Source organism: Meiothermus taiwanensis WR-220, assembly GCF_003568585.1.
In the GTDB taxonomy this organism is placed as follows: domain Bacteria; phylum Deinococcota; class Deinococci; order Deinococcales; family Thermaceae; genus Meiothermus; species Meiothermus taiwanensis.
This window is the reverse complement of the sequence record NZ_CP021130.1, coordinates 1450296-1468349: the sequence shown is the minus strand read 5'-3', so window position 1 is coordinate 1468349 and position 18054 is coordinate 1450296. Positions and strand designations below refer to the sequence as shown.

The following is an 18054-nucleotide window of genomic DNA, read 5'->3' as shown; positions in this document are numbered from 1 at the left end:
TCCCTAGTCTACTAGGTTCTGGCCCAAAAAAACGTATCGGCTCACCGTCCGCCTGGCTACCCTTAGGCCAGGGTATCTACCTGTGCGGCAGCCTCGAGGTCGAGCGGTGTCACCCCCCCTGCGGAGTGCGTTACGTAAGCCACCCTAACCCGGCCCCACATGATCTCCAGGCTGTCGGGGTGGTGGTTGGTTTTTTCCGCCAGCAGCGCCACCCTGACCGCAAAACTTACCCCATGGGCGTAGGAATCGAAGTCGTAAGTCTTCTCGATCCGCCCCTGTGTGAGATGCCATCCAGGCAGGTTTTTCAAAGCGTTTTCGATCTCTTTCTCGCTGAGCTTGGCCGCCATAAGCACACCTCCTCTCCACTACGTTACGCCTTTTGGGCCCCTCAGAATGAGGCGGGATATGAAAAGCTCGATCTCGGCTCGCATTGCTTTTTCTCCGATAGCTCCTGAAGCAGTTTGCCCGAGCTCCTCAGAGGTTGTGCTATCCTCTTTTCTCGTGGAGGCCGACGATGATCCTCACCCATATCCTTGGTTTTCCTCGTATTGGGCCCCGGCGCGAGCTCAAGTTCGCTTTGGAGAAGTACTGGCGGGGCGAGATCGGCGCGGATGAGCTCGAGGCGGTGGGTCGGCAGCTCAGGGCCCAGCACTGGGCCCTGCAGAAGGAGGCCGGACTGGCTTTTCTCACCGTCGGCGACTTCGCCTACTACGACCACGTGGCCAACCACCTCCAGTGGCTGGGCTGCGAGCCGGCCCGTTTCGGCTTCCGGGGGGATGAGCCGGAGCTCGACCGCTACTTTATTATGGCCCGGGGCCTGGCCCGCGATGGGGAGGATCCGCAAGCCGGCCGGCCAGCTTTGGAGATGACCAAGTGGTTCGACACCAACTACCACTACCTGGTGCCGGAGTTCCTCCCCGAGACGGAGTTCGCGCTTAGAAGCGAGCGGCTTTTCCGCGAGATCGAGGAGGCCAGGGCCCTTGGGCATCCCATCAAGGTGGTTCTATTGGGCCCCCTGACCTTCCTGTGGCTCGGGAAGGAGAAGGCCCCGGGGTTCAGCCGGCTGGAGCTTCTTGAGCGCCTTCTTCCGGTGTACGAAGCCCTGCTCGCTCGGCTCAGGGATGAGGGGGTGGCCTGGGTTCAGCTCGATGAGCCCATCCTCGGCCTGGATCTTTCCCCTGAGTGGCGGGTGGCCTTCGCGCCGGCCTACCGGCGGCTGGGCGCGGCGGGTATTCCCATCCTCCTCGCCACCTACTTCTCCCCGCTCATGGAGAACCTCGAGCTGGCCTGCGAGCTCCCCGTGGCCGGGCTGCATATCGACGCGGTGCGGGCCCGGGAAGAGGCCCTCCCCGCGGCCGAGCGGCTGCCGTCTGAACGGGTGCTTTCGCTGGGGATCGTGGACGGGCGCAACGTCTGGCGCACCGACCTCGAGGCCGCCCTGGCCCTGCTCCGCCCGGTGCTGGCGCGCCGCAAGGAACTCTGGCTCGCCCCCTCCGCTTCGCTTTTGCACGTACCCTATAGCCTGGAAAAAGAGACCCAGCTCGACCCCGAGCTGCGCAGCTGGCTGGCCTTCGCGCAGGAGAAGCTCGGCGAACTCAAAACCCTGCAACAGGCTCTTCTGGGAGACCCCGCGGCCGAGCCCGCTCTGGCCGAGGCCCGCCGGGCCCTGGCCTCGCGGCAAACCAGCCCCCGGGTGCACAACCCGGCGGTGGCCGAGCGCCTGAAAAACCTTCCCCCGGACGCCGACCGGCGCCGCTCCCCCTTCCAGGTGCGCCGGGCCCTCCAGCGGGCCCGCTTCGACCTGCCCCTCCTGCCCACCACCACCATCGGCTCCTTCCCCCAGACCCCTGGGATCCGCGCCCCACGGGCGGCCTACAAGCGGGGCAAGCTTTCCTGGGAGGAGTACGAGGCGGCGATGAAGCGAGAGATTGCCCACGCCATCGCCGTCCAGGAGGAACTGGGCCTGGATGTCTTGGTGCATGGTGAGGCGGAGCGCAACGACATGGTCGAGTACTTTGCCGAGCAGCTGGAGGGGTTCTGCTTCACCGAGAACGGCTGGGTGCAGTCTTATGGCTCGCGCTGCGTCAAGCCGCCCATTGTCTACGGGGACGTCGCCCGCCCCCGGCCGATGACGGTTTCCTGGGCCACCTACGCCCAGAGCCTCACCCAAAAGCCGGTCAAGGGGATGCTCACCGGGCCGGTGACCCTGCTGCAGTGGTCCTTCGTGCGCGACGACCAGCCCCGCTTCCTCACCGCCTACCAGATCGCCCTGGCCATCCGCGACGAGGTGCAGGATCTCGAGCGCGCCGGGATCGGGATCATCCAGATCGACGAGCCGGCCTTGCGCGAGGGGCTGCCCCTGCGGCGAGCCCAGCAGGAAGAGTACCTGGAGTGGGCCACCCGGGCCTTCCGCCTGGCGGCCTCGGGGGTAGCCGACGAGACCCAGATCCACACCCACATGTGCTACTCCGAGTTCAACGACATCCTGCCGCAGATCGCCGCCATGGACGCCGATGTGATCACCATCGAGGCCAGCCGCTCGGACATGGAGCTCCTGGCCGGCTTCGGCAAGTTCCGCTACCCCAACGAGATCGGCCCTGGGGTCTACGACGTCCACTCCCCGCGGGTGCCGAGCGTCGAGGAGATCGTGCGTCTCATCCAGAAGGCCCTCGCAGTCATCCCCGCCGAGAACCTCTGGGTCAACCCGGACTGCGGCCTCAAAACCCGGGGCTGGCCGGAGACCCAGGCGGCTTTGCGCAACATGGTGGAGGCGGCGCACCAGGCCCGCTCCCTGCTGCCCAGCGCGTAGGAGCGGCCGGATAGCGGGCTTCCTCTTGTGAGCAATCCGAGCCACGCGAAAGAGGCTCCACTGGCTTCCCTCTTGGTCAAGCCTCGATTGCAAAGCGCCAAAACGCTGTGCTATACTCCTCGCTGGCGCCTTTTTTGGGCTGGTCGCCCCGAGCCACCCAAACAAAGGCAAATCACAATCTGCGACAGCGTTGGTAGGCGCTGGCGCAAAAATGGAGACAGCAGTGTTCAAGACCTACGTGCCTGAACCCAAAGAACCCGGCTGGGTGCTCATCGATGCCGCAGGCCAGCCCATTGGTCGGGTGGCTTCAAAAATTGCTGCAATACTGCGTGGCAAGCACAAACCCGACTTCACCCCCAACATGGCTATGGGCGACTGCGTGGTGGTGATCAACGCGGATAAAGTGGTGCTGACGGGCTCCAAGCCCCGAACCAAGGTCTATACCCGCTACTCCGGTTATCCCGGCGGCCTGAAGCGAACTGTGGCTGCTGTGATGCTGGCCGAAAAACCGGTCAAGGCGGTGGAGCGCGCGGTTAAAGGGATGCTTCCCAAAGGCACCCTCGGCAATATTATGTTCCGCCGCTTAAAAGTTTACGCCGGAGCCACCCACCCCCATGCGGCCCAGAAACCCGTAAAGATGGAGGTTGAATAATGGAACAGTACTACGGAACGGGCCGCCGCAAGACCAGTGTGGCCCGGGTGTTCTTGCGCCCTGGCAGCGGTAAGGTTGAGATCAACGGCATCCCTTTTGCCGATTACTTTGGTGGTTTGGTTAAGGCTGTAACGGCCCTCGAGCCCCTGCGCCGGGTTGATGCCACCAACCGCTTTGATGCTTTTATTACCGTGCGCGGCGGTGGTAAGGCCGGCCAGGTGGATGCCATCCAGCTTGGCATCGCCCGGGCCTTGGTCAACTACAACAGCGATCTGCGGGCCAAGCTCAAACCAGCCGGCCTGCTGTCCCGCGACCCGCGCGAGGTGGAGCGCAAGAAATACGGCAAGCACAAAGCCCGTAGGGCTCCGCAGTACAGCAAACGCTGAACGCTGGTGCGCTCGAACCCCCACCCTCGGGTGGGGATTTTTTGTATGCTGGCTGACCATGGATAAGGCAGAACTCGAGCGCGTGGTGGCTGCTCACGACTGGCTCTGGGCCCAGTGGTGGCCGGCCTTGTTGGCGCTTTCTCCGGAACAGGCCCAGCGAGCGGTAGGTGGTTCGTTCCCCAGCATATCAGCGACCACAGCCCATATGGTCTGGGCCGAGGCCACCTGGCTCGAGCGCTTGCTGGGATGCGCGGTTGTGCAAACCCCAGCCAGCCCAGCCCCCCTCGAGGTTTTGCACGAACTCTGGCAGCAGGTGGCTGCAAAGCGAAAAAGCGGGCTCGAGGCCGCCGACCCGGATGCCCGCATCACCTATGCCTACTCGGGCGGAACCGCCACCAACACCGTGGCCGAGATTGTCTTACACTTTACCAGCCACGCCCATTTTCACCGAGGCCAGCTGGCCAGCCAGATGAGGCTCCTGGGCCTCCAGCCCCCATCCGCACACCTGATTGGTTTCTTTAGGCTCTAAATGCCGCATGACATTTAGCTGACCAAATCACGGCTACACTAAATAGGGATGTCGAAACTACTGCTGGTCGAGGACGAACCCTCTGTGCGCCTGGGGCTTCGCCTTTCGCTCTCGAAGGCCGGGCACCAGGTGCTGGAAGCAGCCACGGCTGCCGAAGCCTGGGATAAGATGCCGGCCGCCGATCTGGTCATACTGGACTGGATGCTACCGGATGAACCCGGTCTGCGCCTGCTGGAGCGCCTGCGCCGTGATGGGCGCTACGAGCAGCTACCGGTGCTGATGCTGACTGCCCGGGCCGGCGAGCAGGATCGCGTCAAGGGGCTGACCTGCGGAGCTGACGACTACCTGACAAAGCCCTTCTCCACCCCTGAGCTCATCGCACGGGTGCAGGCCTTGCTGCGCCGCGTTGGCAAGAGCGGCCGCCTCGAGCGCGGGGCCTTGAGCCTCGATCTGGAGCGGCATCAGGCGTTTTTAGATGGTCACAGCCTCGAGCTCACCCGGCGGGAGTTTGAACTGCTGGCTTTTTTGGCGCGGCACCCGGGGCGGGTTTATACCCGTGAGGAACTCCTTGAGCGGGTCTGGGGTCAGGAGTTTCTGGGTACGGCCCGGACGGTGGATCAACACATCGCCCAGCTGCGCGATAAACTGAGCGAAGACCCCAAGGCCCCACGCTTTTTGGAAACCCTGCGGGGGGTTGGGTATCGCTTCAGGGAGTGAGCCTGCGTGATGGAGCCCCTCTTGCAGATGGCTTGGGAAGTGGCCCGTGAGGGGGTGGTCGTCCACGCTGAAGGTAGGGTGGTTTATCTCAATCCGGTGGCGGCTCAGCTGCTGGAGGTAGAGCGCGACAAGGTGCTGGGCCGCTCATTGCTGCTGGCCTTGCGAGACCATAAGCTCGAGGCGCTGTGCCGGGTGGGTGGGGAGGCCACCCTCGAGACCCGCAACCGCACCCTCTGGATCAAGGCAGTGCCGGGTGTGCTGCTGCTGTGGGATAAAACCGAGGAACTTCAGCGGGCCGAGGCGCTCGAGGAGTCCAGCCGGGTACTGGCCCACGAGTTTCGCACCCCGGTGGCCGGGATGCTTTCGCTATTGGAGGCGCTGCAAAACGGCCTTTCCGAATCCGAGGCCCAGGAAGCCCTGCAGATGCTGTATCAGGAGACCCACCGCCTGCGCCGGCTGGTCGAGGATCTCCCCCTCAACCGCCGCCCCTCGCAGAACCGAACCTTTGCCCTCGAGGAATTGCAAGGCCGCCTGGAGCGTTTTTTGGCACCCCAGCTGGCACAAAAGTCGGCCTGGATTCGCTGGCAAATACCCCATACCGTCTGGGCCAACCCGGACGCGGTGTACCAGGCCCTGCTCAACCTGCTCGACAACGCCATCAAGTACGGCACGGGCTCGGAAATCGTTGTGGAGAGCGGCCAGAACAACCAGGGGGTATGGCTCGAGGTTCGCAACCAGGGCCAGCCCCTTGCAGACTTTGAACGGCTGTTTATAGCGGGGCAGCGGGGTATGCATGCCGCCAACGTGCGGGGCACCGGTCTTGGGCTGGCCCTGGTGCGCCGGCTGGCCGCAGGCTGGGGCGGTACCGCCTACGGACGTGCCCTCGAGGACGGCAACGCCTTTGGCCTGACCTTTCCGATTGGAGCTGGGGCCACCCCAGACCACTCCGCAACCCAGGTGCCTGCGTAAACTAGATGTATAAGGAGTCCATATGCGTGAAGTTTTAGACCGGGAACTCAACCAGCTCACCGAGCAGACCATCCGCATGATCTCGCTGGTGCGCGATATGACCGAGAAAAGCGCCAAAGCGCTTGGCGATCAAAATCCGCGCCTGGCGCAGGAGATCATCTCGCAAGATGCGCAGGTAGATGCCATGGAGCTGGAGATCGAATCCAGAACCATCACCCTGATTGCCCGGCAGAGCCTGGTGGCCTCCGATCTACGCTTCGCCTTTACCATTATCAAGGCCCTGACCGACCTCGAGCGGGCCGCAGACTATGCGGCCCATGTTGCCGAGGACGTAATTGTGCTGGCCAAGGAGCCGCCGCTCAAAAACTACATCACCCTCCCCGATATGGGGCGCCGCCTGGCCCTCATGCTGGATCTGATCTCGAAGGCCTTCGCCGAGCGGGACATTGAGGCGGCCAAAGAGGTGTTCCGCCGCGACGACGAGATTGATGCGCTTTACGAAGAGGTCTCGCGCGAGCTCCTGACCTATATGATGGAGGATCCCCGCACCATCACCAAGGCCCTCACGCTGGGCCGGGTGGCCCGCAGCTACGAGCGGCTGGGCGACCATCTCGAGAACATCTCGGAACGCATTATCTACTGGCTTACCGGAAAGATGGAGAAAAAGCCCGAAGACATCTACTGATGCCATTTGCGCTTGAATCCTGCACCGCAAAGAAGGGGGTGGTTTCCTGCTTCGCGGGCTACCGCCCTCACCTTTTCTTTGGCTGCTTCATCCTGTAGACTTTTGCTTTGGGTACGAGGAGGAATAGATGATTAGCGTAACGGATCTCCGCAACGGAACCAAAGTCAAAATGGATGGGGCGCTGTGGCAGTGCATTGAGTACCAGCACCAGAAAATTGGGCGTGGCGGCGCTAAAGTGGTGGCTAAGTTCAGGAACCTCGAGACCGGGGCCACGGTCGAGCGTTCTTTCAACTCCGGTGAGAAGCTCGAGGATATCTACGTCGAGACCAAGGATCTTCAGTACCTCTACCCGGAAGGCGACGAGCTGGTATTCATGGACTTGGAAACCTACGAGCAGTTCCATGTACCGCGGGAGATTTCTGAGGCCACCAAGTTTCTCAAAGAAGGCATGACCGTGCAGGGTGCTATGTACAACGGCCGTCCGCTGGACATCACCTTACCCGCCTCGGTGGAGCTCAAAATTATTGACACTCCCCCAGGGGTGCGCGGCGATACCGTCTCTGGTGGTACCAAGCCCGCCACCCTCGAGACCGGGGCCGTGGTGCAGGTGCCGCTGTTCGTCGAGGTCGGGGAGGTCATCCGGGTAGATACCCGTAGCGGGGAGTACCTGGGTCGGGCCTGAACTTTGGGGGCTCGCTGCTGACACTTGCCTTGCGGCAAGTGTTTTTTGTTGGAGGCGGCGGTAGGGTCAAGCCAACCCCGTGGCTTTATACTTCTATAGGCTACTTAGGAAGCTAGTTTAGGTTAGTGCTGTTTCGGAGGCAGTCATGAATGCAAAGGAACTCAAATCGATCCTCCAAGCCTTGCAAGAACATGAGGTGGCCGAGCTGACCCTCGAGACCCCCGACTACAAACTAACAGTCAAGCGAGGTGGGGAGGTGCAGTACGTGGCCGCACCTGCTCCGGTGGTCATCCAGCCCCAGGCGGCTCCGACCTCGAGCCCGTCTGTCCAGACCCAGGCTGAAAACCCCACCCCAGCACCCACACCCAAGCCCGAGGCACCCAAGGAGGACACCAGCAGATACGTCGAAGTAAAAGCCCCCATCGTCGGTACTTTCTATCGCGCTCCCTCTCCCGAGGCCGAGCCCTTTGTCAAAGAAGGTGATATGGTCAAGAAGGGGCAGGTTTTGTGCATCATCGAGGCCATGAAGCTCATGAACGAGATAGAAAGCGAAGTGTCCGGTGTGGTGCGCAAAATCCTGGTTTCTAATGGTGAGCCCATCGAATACGGCCAGGTGCTTTTCCTGATTGAACCGGCCTGAACAGTCCAACGGATAGAAGGTGCTATGTTCAAGAAAATAATGGTGGCTAACCGAGGTGAGATTGCCCTGCGGGTCTTGCGGGCAGCCAGGGAGCTAGGGGTCAAGGTGGTGGTGGCCCACAGCGAGGCCGACAGCCAGTCCTTGCCGGTTTTGCTGGCGGACGAGGCCATCTGCATCGGCCCTCCGCCCTCCGCTCAGAGCTACCTGAACATTCCAAACCTCCTGTCTGCGGCCATCATCTCCGGCGCCGAAGCCATCCACCCAGGGTATGGTTTTCTGGCCGAAAACCCCCAGTTTGCCGAGATGTGCCGCGACCACGGCATCGTCTTCATAGGCCCGACCCCCGAGTCTATGCACAGCCTGGGCTCCAAGGCCGGTGGCCGGGAGATCGCGGCCAGGTCCAATGTACCCACCGTACCCGGCACAGGTGTGTTGCGTTCGGTGGAGGAAGCCCTCGAGGCCGCCGAGCAGATCGGCTATCCGGTGCTGCTCAAGGCCAGCGCGGGAGGGGGTGGCCGGGGCCAGAAGGTGGTGCGCTCCTCCGAGGAGATGAAAACGGCTTTTGCCCAGGCCCAGGTCGAGGCCCAGAACTACTTTTCCGACCCAGCGCTGATTCTGGAGAAGTACATCGAGCTCTTCCGCCATGTTGAGGTGCAGGTGCTGGGGGATGGCAAGGGCCATGTGGTGCACGTCGGTGAGCGGGACTGCTCCATTCAGCGCCGCAACCAAAAGCTCATCGAAGAAGCCCCGAGCCGCCTGGAGGAGCCTTTACGCCAGGAGATTCTGGCCGCCGGGGTGCGCTTAGCCAAATACGTCAACTACCAGGGGGCGGGCACCCTCGAGTTCATCGTGGACCCGGATGGCAACTACTACTTTATGGAGATGAACACCCGGATCCAGGTGGAGCACTGTGTTTCAGAGATGGTCTCGGGGCTTGATCTGGTCAAGTGGCAGATCAAAATTGCTGCGGGGGAGCCGTTCACTTTGCAACAGGACGAGATTAAACTGCAGGGCCACGCTATCGAGTGCCGCATTAATGCCGAGGATTACGAGAAAGACTTCCGTCCGAGCATCGGTAAGATCGAGACGCTGCACTTCCCGGGCGGCCCGGGCGTGCGGGTGGACTCGCACCTATACGCTGGCTACACCATCCCACCCCACTACGACTCCTTGGTAGCCAAGCTCATTGTGCACGGTGAAAACCGCGAAGAGGCGATCGCCCGTATGCGGCGGGCCCTGGCCGAAACGGTCATCGAGGGGCCTGGGGTTAAGACCACCGTGCCCTTTCACCTGAAGGTCATGGACAACGCTTTCTATAAGCGGGGGGCGATTTACACCAATTTTGTCAGCACCCGGATGTCCGACTAGCAGAGCGGCGGGGCTTGCGCCGACTGTGGCCGGACACTGGGATTGTGCATAAAAAAAGGTTATTCTACGCAGTTGGAGGTAGTTATGGAGAAGGGTACCCTGCGAATCAAGACCGGATTCGCTGAGATGTTCAAGGGCGGCGTGATTATGGATGTGGTCAATGCGCAGCAGGCCGAGATCGCCCAGGAGGCCGGGGCTGTGGCGGTGATGGCCCTCGAGCGTGTGCCAGCGGATATTCGCGCCCAGGGTGGGGTTGCGCGCATGTCGGATCCCAAACTGATCAAGGAAATCATGAGCGCGGTCTCCATCCCGGTGATGGCGAAATGCCGGATCGGGCACACGGTTGAAGCCCAGATCCTCGAGGCCCTGGGGGTTGACTTCATCGACGAGTCCGAGGTGCTCACCCCGGCCGATGAGTCCTTCCACATCGACAAACACGCCTTTAAGGTGCCTTTTGTCTGCGGGGCCACCGATATCGGCGAAGCCCTGCGGCGCATTGGTGAGGGGGCTGCCATGATCCGCACCAAGGGCGAAGCCGGTACTGGCAATGTGGTGGAAGCTGTGCGCCACGCCCGTAGCGTTCTGGGGGCAATCCGCCAGATTCAGGCGCTGCCCCGTGAAGAGCTGATGACCTATGCCAAGAACCACGGCGCACCGTACGAGCTGGTGCTCTGGGTGCACGAAAACGGCCGGCTTCCGGTGGTGAACTTTGCCGCAGGTGGCGTGGCTACCCCGGCCGATGCAGCCCTCATGATGCAGCTTGGTATGGACGGGGTGTTTGTGGGCTCCGGGATTTTCAAGTCCGGCGACCCCCGCAAGCGGGCCCGGGCCATCGTGCGCGCGGTTACCCACTACAACAACCCCGAGGTGCTGGCTGAGGTTTCTGAAGACCTGGGGGAACCCATGGTGGGCATCAACCTGGACTTCCTCTCAGAAGAGGAAAAACTGGCCAGGCGCGGTTGGTAGTGTCCAGGCGGGCATCACTACCCCTCACCAGGCGGTGGGGGGTATTTGACTGGGTTCAAGTAGCGCCTTCGTTACAAAAACCGTTACATGTAGTTATATACTTGTAACACAATGCGCCCAGAAACTTTTGGCCTGGTTATTTTTGGCCTCACGGCCCTGTGGGTTTTTCTGGCTCTCTGGCTAATACCCATGCTGCACCAGCGTCGCCTGGAGCGCGAACAGCTGGCCCTGGCTAAGATGCACCGTTTTGCCATGCGGCACAATACCTTTGTGCGGAACCACCAAGGGCTCCGCTATGTGGTGGTCTTGGGTAAGCAGGGTTTCTGCTACATGCTGGGGGGCGAGTTTGTCTCGCGCGAACGCCTGCTGAAGGCCCTGGGTGAGGAAAACGAGAAACATTTGCTCAAGGCTGAGGCCGAAGAGAGCCAGCACAGCGCAGCCCGTAGCCTGGTAACCATTCCGGCGTAGGGCTGGATCAAATAATATATTCACGAGCGATAGATATAGTGAATAAAATAACAAAATACAGACCGGCCCGGCATTAGCACCGCGCGGCGGGTGGAGTAATATCATGGGCGTGAAAGTTGGAGTCTTAGCTATCCAGGGAGACGTGCGTGAGCACAGGCGGATGCTCGAGGCCCTCGGGGTGGAGGTGGTGGAAGTGCGCCTGCCCCAGCACCTCGAAGGCCTGGCAGGCCTGATTGTGCCAGGTGGGGAGTCCACCACCATTGGCATGCTGACCAGGGAGTATGGCCTCGAGGAATCGGTACGGGCCCGCGTACAGGCTGGAAGTCTGGCGATATGGGGTACTTGTGCGGGGGCCATCTGGCTGGCCAAACATATACCCCAGTTCCCCGACCAGCCCCGCCTGGGATGCTTGGATATTACAGTTCAGCGCAATGGTTATGGGCGGCAGGTGGACAGCTTTGAAACCGACCTGCACATTGAGGGTTTCGACCGGCCTTTCCCGGCCTTTTTTATCCGGGCCCCCCGTATTCTGGCAGTAGGTGAGGGGGTTGAAGTGTTGGCCAGCTTTGAGGGTTCGCCGGTGCTGGTACGTTCCGGAAAGATATGGGCCAGCACCTTTCATCCGGAGCTGGGTGAGGATCCGAGGGTGCATGAAAAGTTTGTTGAGGAGTGCAAGACCGTAGGTGCATAGATTATTCACGAGCACTTTACATCGTGAATATAATCACAAATGCTGCTTCTGATGACGGATTCCCTTGCTTCAGGCCCGGAAGAGGGAGTGCGCTAGCAAACCTGGTAGACTAAATAGCCCTATGGCCGGACTCGAAAACCGCAAAGCGCGCCACGACTACGAGATACTGGAGACCTTCGAGGCCGGCCTGGCCCTAAAGGGCACCGAGGTGAAGTCCATCCGAACCGGCCAGGTCGACTTTACCGGTACTTTTGCGCGCTTTCAAAACGGGGAGTTGTTTCTCGAGAACCTCTACATTGCCCCATACGAAAAGGGCGGCTATGCCAACCACGATCCGCGCCGCCTGCGCAAGCTCTTGCTACACCGGCATGAACTCGACAAACTGAAGGCGCGGGTTGAGCAAAAAGGCCTCACCCTGGTACCGCTCAAGATTTATTTCAACGAGCGGGGCAAGGCCAAATTGTTGCTGGCGCTGGCTCGAGGCAAGCGAGCCTATCAGAAAAAGGCCGATGACAAAAAGCTTGCCGTGCGCCGGGAACTCGAAAGCTGGTAGGTTGGGGCGACCCGCTACCGTACTTGCGCTTCTAATGCAGGCTGAGTAAAACTGTGGCGATTGGACTTGGGATGCAGCGCACATGGATGGTGTTAACCATATTGTTCAGCCTGGCCTGGGCCCAGTATGAGGGCCGTTTGTTGGTGGGCGGGCAGGAGAGCCAGGCCATCTACCCAGGTGGTGATTCGGTGGCCTATGGCCCGGCTAAGTTCATTGCCGAAGCCCTGGGCCTGGGCTACCTCGAGGCCTCCGACAAAGTCTACCTGAGCCTGGGGAGTCGGGTGGCGGCCTTTACTGTAAGCAGCCAGGGCGCCGATGCAGTGCGGCAGCTCAACGCTTATCGAAGCCAGGACGGCCTGTGGGTGCCGGTTCGCGAGCTGGCCCGGGTGCTGGATCTGTACTATCGCAACGATTACGGTGCCCCGGTGCTGGCCCTACGCCCGGCTCGGTTGCTGGAGGTGCAACGGGTTATGGCAGGCTCGAGCGAGCGCTACATCCTGCGTTTCGACCGGGATGTGCAGGTACGGCTCCTGGCCAACAACCCGCCCCGCCTGGCCATGATTGGGGTGACCGAGGTGCCGGACGCCCCCGCCGCCTCGGCCATCAGTTTTAGCAAAGAAAACTGGGGCACTGAGATCTACCTGCCCCAGGGCAACGACCCACCCCGCCTGATGTTTTTGCCGCAGCAGGTCGTGGTGGAGCGGGGCCCAATAACACGGCTGCCGCGTATAGTGCTCGATGCCGGGCATGGCGGCGCCGATGCCGGGGTGGTGGTGGGGGGCTTGCGGGAAAAAGACCTGGTGCTCTCGGTGGTTCAACAACTGCAAAGGCTTCTGCAGGGCCAGGCCGAGGTGGTGCTCACGCGCAACGGTGATCAGGCCGTGCCCCTGCTGGCAAGGGCCCAGTATGCCACAACCGCCCAGGTGTTTATCAGCCTGCACGCAGCACCTGGCAATCAGGTAAGCATATTCAGCCACCCCGAGATTCAAACCCTGCGGCTGCTGGAAAAAGGCCGCGAGCTCTCGGTTCGCAGCCCAGCCGCCCAGCGGGCCATACTGGAACGCTATGTGGCGGCGCCGGGTTCGGCAGCCCGGCTGGCTCAGGCTCTCGCAGAGAGCTTTGCCACAGCCGGAGTTGTGGCCAACACCAGCCAGGAGGCTATGTACGTACTCTCCATGGCCGGCGGGGCGGCGGTTTTGGTTGAGGTGGGCGTTGAGCAGCTCCGCACATCCCAGGCGCGGGCCCAGGTGGCCGAGCTGCTGGCTCGAGCAGTGCGCACCTATATGGGCCTGGCCTCTTCCAGCGGAGGCACCCGGCCATGAGACGCTTTTTAACCCTAACCAACCTGCTGGGCCTGCTGGTTCTGCTGCTGGGTGGCTGGGCTTTATGGGCCCAGCAGGACGATGGTGGCTCGAGGTCGCTCAACCTACCCTCCGACCTGGACAACCAGGGCTCGCGCATCATCCGGCTGTACTTTGCCAAGGATACCGGGGATGGTCTGGTGGTTGAGGAGCGCACCATCCAGGTGGCCGAAGGCGAGTACACCCTGGGGCGGGTTATGCAGGAGCTGGTGCGCGGGCCGCAAATTCCAGGTGCCGCGCCATTAGTTCCTGCCGGCACCCCTGCTCCCACGGTGTTTTTGCGCAATGGTACCGCTTTGGTAGACTTACCGGCGGCCTATGCGCGGCTGGGCTACGGCACCGCTGGCGAAGCCGCCCTTATTTACGGCATGGCCAGCACCCTGCTGGAGTTTAGGGAAGTGGAGCAGGTCAAGTTTCTTCTGGAGGGCCGGGAGGTGGAAAGCCTCGGGCACCTCTCACTGCTGGATCCCTTCAAGCGCGCCGGCCGGTAGCGGCTGCGCCACACTATGAAGATTGAACGGCTTTTTCTACAAGGTTTTAAATCGTTTGGTGAGCGCACCAGCCTCGAGTTTGGCCCGGGTGTTTACGGCATCGTGGGGCCCAACGGCTCGGGCAAGAGCAACCTGGTCGAGGCCCTGCGCTGGGTGGTGGGGGCTCGAGCCAGGGAGCTGCGGGGGGATGAGGCCCAGGCCCTGCTCTTTCACGGCTCGGATGGCAGGCCCCCGCTCGGCTTCGCCGAGGTTGGGCTCGAGCTGGGCGGCAACGGCAGACGGGTTAGCCTGAGCAGGCGCCTCGAGCGCGACGGCAGCAGCGAAATCCGCCTTAACAATGCCCGCAGCACCCTGCGCCAGGTCGAGCAAGCCCTGATGGGAACCGGACTTTCGCGAACTGGGTACGCCATTGTGGGACAGGGCGAGGTTGGGCAGATCCTGCAGGCCGGCCCTGAGGTGCTGCTGGCCTACCTGGAGGAGGCCGCCGGCCTGCGGGCGGTTACACAAGCCAGCAAAGTTGCCCATGAACGCTTGCAGACCGCCACCCTCGAGCTCCAGGCCCGCGCCCAGGAGCTCTTCGAGCGCAAAGCCGCTGCCTCGGAAAAAGCTCAGCAAGCCGAGGCCTCGCGCCAAGCGGCTCTGCTGGCGGCGCGTGCGCTGCTGCTGCGACGCAGTGTCCTGGCCGCCCGTATCCGTGAGGCCGAGCAAGAAGTAAAAAGCGCCCAGCAAAAAGCCCAGACCCTGGAACGCGAGCAGGCTGAAATCACCCAGCGCTTGCAAACCCTTGAAAAGGAGAAGGAACAGGCCCTGGAGGCCCTGGAAGCTGCCCAGAATGCCCACAGCGAGGCCTTGCGGCAGGCCGAGGCCCTGGGTGGTGAGCTAAAGCTGGTTGAGCAGGAAAGAGCTTCGCTGGAAGGCCTGCTGCGCCGGATAGCCGGGGAGGTAGGGGAGAGCGAAACCCGGCTCGCCCGACTGCGTAGCCTGCAGGCCCCCATCGCCCCAGCCGAAGCCCCGCCTACCCCTGAGGTTTTGCAAGACCTGCGACAGCGACTCAGTGAGCTTCAATCCGCCATTCAGAACGAAGAGAACCAGATTCGCGCAGCCCAGAAAGCCTATGAGCGCTTTTTGCAAGCCCAGGCCGCTTACGAAGCCCAAAAGGCCAGTTTTGAACAGATGCTGGCCCAGCGGGCGGCGCTGGAGGCCGATCAGACCCGGCTTGAAGCAGAACGGGCAGCCCTCCAGGCAGAGCTGGCCCAGGTGCAGCTCCAGGAAAGCGCCCTGCGCAGCCGGCTCAACGAGCTGGTTCAGCAGGAAGGGCGGGCCCGCAGCGAGGCCCGCGCTGCTCGCGCTGAGGCGGAGCGTCTGGAAGCCCTGCTGCGCTCCGGTGCCGACCTGGCCGAGGGCCCCAAGCGGGCCCGGGCCTCGGGCATTCCCGGTCTGATGGGTGTGGTGGCCGACTTAATCGAAGTACCGGCGGGCCTGGAACTTGCTATTGAGGTGGCCCTGGGGGCGCGCATGCAGTGGGTGCTGTGTGAAGACGAGCGGGCTGCCCAGGCCGCTGTGCAGTACTTAAAGCAGCAGGGGGGGCGGGCCACCTTTCTGCCCCGTACCCTGCTCAAGCCCCCTCGAGCGCGCCACGAGCGTCTCCCCTGGGCAGGAACCCCTGGCGTGGTGGGGATGGCCCGCCACCTGGTGCGGCTCCCGCTCTGCCCTGAGGCCCTTCCCACCCTGCTCGGGGAGACGCTGGTGCTGGAGTACCTCGAGGCAGCCCTGGCCCTGGTGCGGCAGCACCCGGATCATCCGCGCATGGTCACCCTGGAGGGCGAGCTGCTCGAGACCAGCGGTGCCATTACCGGTGGGCGCCTGCAAAAAGGCGGCCAGATGCTGGCCCTGCGCCGGCGTTTTCACGACACCCAGGGCGAGGCTGAACGCCTCGAAGCCCAGGCCCGGGCCCTGGCCGCCCAGGCCGAGGCCCTGCGGGCCGAGCTGGTCGGTCTCAACCTGGCCCAGCTCCAGCGCCGCCAGACCGAGCTGGACTCCGAGTTGAAAGCCATTCGCAAAGGCCTGGCCCGGCTGCCCGTAGCGGGACAACCACCCCAGCCCCCCGAGCCGGTGCTGCCCCCCAACCCCCAGCGCCTCGAGGCCCTGCGCAACGAGCGGGAGGCCCTCAGTGCCCAGCTTGTCCAGCAGCGCGAAGCCGAGGCCCGCTGGCAGCGCTACCAGGAAGAGCAGGCGCGTTACGCAATGGCTCAGAACGAGATCGCCGAGCTCGAGGCTCGCTTACAGCGCCTGCGCGGCGAACAGGCTGAGCTTGGGCAGCAGCTTGTTGGCCTCCAGTCGCGCAAAGGCGCGCTTGAACAGGCCAGGGCCGAGCTCAGCCTGAGCCACCTAGAAGAACGGCTGCGCGAGGCTCGAGGCCGTACCCGCGCGCTCTCCGAGGAAGAAACCCGCCTGATCGCCCGCACCAACGCCCTGCTCTCCGACCTCGAGGCCCTCCATCTAACCCAGGCCCGCCGCGAGGCCACCATCGAGACCCTGCAGCAGGAGCTTTGCGAGCTGCCCCCCGGCCCGCTAGAGGAGGGCTCCTCGCGCAGCCTGGCCCGGGCCCTGGCCGAGACCGAGGCGGCCCTGGAAGCACTTGGCCCGGTCAATCACCTGGCCGAACAGGAATACGCCTTGCTGAGCGAGGAGATCGCCAGGCTGGAGGTGGCCCTGCAGGAGTCCGAGGCGGCCGTGCGCAGGCTCGAGGCCGAGCTACACCAGGTGTCTGCGGCTTACCGCGAGCGGATGCAGCAGGTCTATGGGGTGTTCAAGGAGAAGTTTGCCCAGTACGCCGAGGCTTTGCTGGATGCGGAAGTGGAGCTCGAGCGTTCCGCACAGGGCCTCGAGCTCGTCCTCAAACCCGCCGGCAAGCGCACGGCCAGCCTGAACCTGCTTTCCATGGGCGAGCGCACCATGGGGGCCCTGGCCTTTTTGTTCGCCCTCTCGGAGGTGGGGGAGGGGAGCAGCGGCCTCCCCATCGCCGTGCTGGACGAAGTGGATGCCCCCCTGGACGAGGCCAACATCCAGCGCTTCTGCCGATTCTTGCAGCACTTCAAGCACCAGACCCAGTTCATCCTGGTGACCCATCAGAAGCGCACCATGGAGGCCTGCGATGCCTTGTACGGCGTAACCAGCGAGAAGGGTGTGAGCCGGGTGTATAGCATCAAGCGCGAGGAGGCCCTGGCCTAGCGATGCTTGGGCTCCTCCCGCCCATAGGGCAGGGGTACGTACTGCACGCTGGGCTTACCCCCGCGCGGCTGGGGGTACATGCTCATCAGCTCGTAAACTTCCAGGGGCATCTCGGTTGTGACCCGAAGACCCATGCTGCGGGCTTCTTCCACACTGATGGGGTAGTCGTGCGTCCAGGTGCCCTGGGAAAGCAGCTCGGCCAGCTCCTGGCTTTTTTGCTCATCGAAGTGTTTGCGCAGCAGCCCGGCCACCGTACGTTTTACCTGGGAAAGGGCTTTGCGCGCCACGTCGGCCATAATCAGGGTCTGGTCGTCGATCTCGGCGATGGGCTTCTGTTCCAGCACCCGCAAAATGGAGGCAGCCGGATACTGCCCAAGCTGAGGATCCACCGGCCCCAGCACCGCGTTTGGATCCATCACGATCTCGTCGGCGGCCAGGGCGATTAAGGTTCCGCCCGACATGGCGTAGTGCGGTACAAACACCGTCACCTTGGCGGGATGCTTAAGCAGGGCTTCGGCAATCTGCTCGGCAGCCAGCACCAGCCCACCGGGCGTGTGCAGGATAAGGTCGATGGGTACGCTTTGGTCGGTCATACGGATGGCCCGCAAGACCTGCTCCGAATCGTCGATATCGATGTAGCGCGCAAACGGAATCCCCAGAAAGGAAAACCCCTCCTGCCGGTGAATCAGGGTGATGACGCGGCTCTTGCGCTTGCGCTCGAGGTCGGTAATGCGACGGGCGCGAGCCGCCAGCAGCATCTGCTGGTTGAAGTAGGGGCTCAGGCTCGAGAGGATGAAAAACAACCAGAACAGCTGGAAGAAGATGTCCATCGGGGTTCCTCGAGCAAGTATACACG

General features: G+C 62.7%; 19 protein-coding genes. 17 read left to right on the top strand and 2 right to left on the bottom strand.

The features are described from left to right. Positions 1–62: 62 nt before the first annotated feature. A complete protein-coding gene (locus tag MTAI_RS07230) occupies positions 63–347 on the bottom strand; it encodes a 4a-hydroxytetrahydrobiopterin dehydratase (RefSeq protein ID WP_027886844.1) in 285 nt (94 codons plus the stop codon). A 167-nt stretch (positions 348–514) separates the two neighbouring features. Here MTAI_RS07230 and metE point away from each other — a divergent pair, with 167 nt between their 5' ends. The 17 genes from metE to MTAI_RS07145 all read left to right on the top strand — a co-directional run bounded on the left by metE (position 515) and on the right by MTAI_RS07145 (position 17198). Then, positions 515–2809: a 5-methyltetrahydropteroyltriglutamate--homocysteine S-methyltransferase gene (gene metE / locus MTAI_RS07225; RefSeq protein WP_027886845.1), complete on the top strand. Its 2295-nt coding sequence runs from the start codon at positions 515–517 to the stop codon at positions 2807–2809. A gap of 211 nt (positions 2810–3020) precedes the next feature. Beyond that, complete coding sequence (gene rplM / locus MTAI_RS07220; RefSeq protein WP_036196831.1) at positions 3021–3461, top strand: 50S ribosomal protein L13; 441 nt, start codon at positions 3021–3023, stop codon at positions 3459–3461. Continuing rightward, positions 3461–3847: a 30S ribosomal protein S9 gene (gene rpsI / locus MTAI_RS07215; RefSeq protein ID WP_027886847.1), complete on the top strand. Its 387-nt coding sequence runs from the start codon at positions 3461–3463 to the stop codon at positions 3845–3847. The genes rplM and rpsI overlap by 1 nt, the downstream gene beginning before the upstream one ends. Positions 3848–3905: 58 nt before the next feature. Then, on the top strand, positions 3906–4376 hold the full coding sequence (locus tag MTAI_RS07210) for a DinB family protein (RefSeq protein WP_027886848.1): 471 nt from the start codon (positions 3906–3908) through the stop codon (positions 4374–4376). A 48-nt stretch (positions 4377–4424) separates the two neighbouring features. Next, a complete protein-coding gene (locus tag MTAI_RS07205) occupies positions 4425–5093 on the top strand; it encodes a response regulator transcription factor (protein WP_027886849.1) in 669 nt (222 codons plus the stop codon). Positions 5094–5102: 9 nt separating this feature from the next. Continuing rightward, positions 5103–6062, top strand: coding sequence for a sensor histidine kinase (locus MTAI_RS07200; protein WP_027886850.1), 960 nt, complete (start codon positions 5103–5105; stop codon positions 6060–6062). Positions 6063–6084: 22 nt separating this feature from the next. Next, a complete protein-coding gene (phoU, locus tag MTAI_RS07195) occupies positions 6085–6747 on the top strand; it encodes a phosphate signaling complex protein PhoU (protein WP_027886851.1) in 663 nt (220 codons plus the stop codon). 127 nt (positions 6748–6874) lie between these two features. Beyond that, entirely contained in the window at positions 6875–7429 is a 555-nt protein-coding gene (efp, locus tag MTAI_RS07190) for an elongation factor P (RefSeq protein WP_027886852.1), read from the top strand. 145 nt (positions 7430–7574) lie between these two features. Continuing rightward, on the top strand, positions 7575–8069 hold the full coding sequence (gene accB, locus MTAI_RS07185; protein ID WP_027886853.1) for an acetyl-CoA carboxylase biotin carboxyl carrier protein: 495 nt from the start codon (positions 7575–7577) through the stop codon (positions 8067–8069). Positions 8070–8093: 24 nt separating this feature from the next. Beyond that, entirely contained in the window at positions 8094–9437 is a 1344-nt protein-coding gene (accC, locus tag MTAI_RS07180) for an acetyl-CoA carboxylase biotin carboxylase subunit (protein WP_027886854.1), read from the top strand. Between the two features lie 84 nt (positions 9438–9521). Next, positions 9522–10403 (top strand): pyridoxal 5'-phosphate synthase lyase subunit PdxS, encoded by an 882-nt coding sequence (gene pdxS, locus MTAI_RS07175; RefSeq protein WP_027886855.1) that lies wholly within the window; start codon positions 9522–9524, stop codon positions 10401–10403. A gap of 111 nt (positions 10404–10514) precedes the next feature. Then, positions 10515–10871: a hypothetical protein gene (locus MTAI_RS07170; RefSeq protein ID WP_027886856.1), complete on the top strand. Its 357-nt coding sequence runs from the start codon at positions 10515–10517 to the stop codon at positions 10869–10871. 103 nt (positions 10872–10974) lie between these two features. Further along, the gene (pdxT, locus tag MTAI_RS07165; protein ID WP_027886857.1) at positions 10975–11562 is read left to right on the top strand and encodes a pyridoxal 5'-phosphate synthase glutaminase subunit PdxT; all 588 of its coding nucleotides are present in this window, start codon (positions 10975–10977) and stop codon (positions 11560–11562) included. A 121-nt stretch (positions 11563–11683) separates the two neighbouring features. Further along, positions 11684–12115 carry an SsrA-binding protein SmpB gene (gene smpB / locus MTAI_RS07160; RefSeq protein ID WP_027886858.1) on the top strand — a complete coding sequence of 144 codons (432 nt, stop codon included), beginning with the start codon at positions 11684–11686 and terminating at the stop codon, positions 12113–12115. Positions 12116–12201: 86 nt separating this feature from the next. Further along, positions 12202–13437 (top strand): N-acetylmuramoyl-L-alanine amidase, encoded by a 1236-nt coding sequence (locus MTAI_RS07155; protein ID WP_223299668.1) that lies wholly within the window; start codon positions 12202–12204, stop codon positions 13435–13437. Further along, positions 13434–13967 (top strand): GerMN domain-containing protein, encoded by a 534-nt coding sequence (locus tag MTAI_RS07150; protein WP_027886860.1) that lies wholly within the window; start codon positions 13434–13436, stop codon positions 13965–13967. Before MTAI_RS07155 ends, MTAI_RS07150 begins: the two co-directional genes overlap by 4 nt. 15 nt (positions 13968–13982) lie before the next feature. After that, positions 13983–17198, top strand: a complete 3216-nt coding sequence (locus tag MTAI_RS07145; protein WP_027886861.1) for an AAA family ATPase — start codon at positions 13983–13985, stop codon at positions 17196–17198. On the opposite strand, the gene MTAI_RS07140 is transcribed toward MTAI_RS07145, so the two are convergent. After that, positions 17195–18028: an SDH family Clp fold serine proteinase gene (locus tag MTAI_RS07140; protein ID WP_027886862.1), complete on the bottom strand. Its 834-nt coding sequence runs from the start codon at positions 18026–18028 to the stop codon at positions 17195–17197. The two genes, MTAI_RS07145 and MTAI_RS07140, sit on opposite strands and share 4 nt — an antisense overlap. Positions 18029–18054 lie beyond the last annotated feature (26 nt).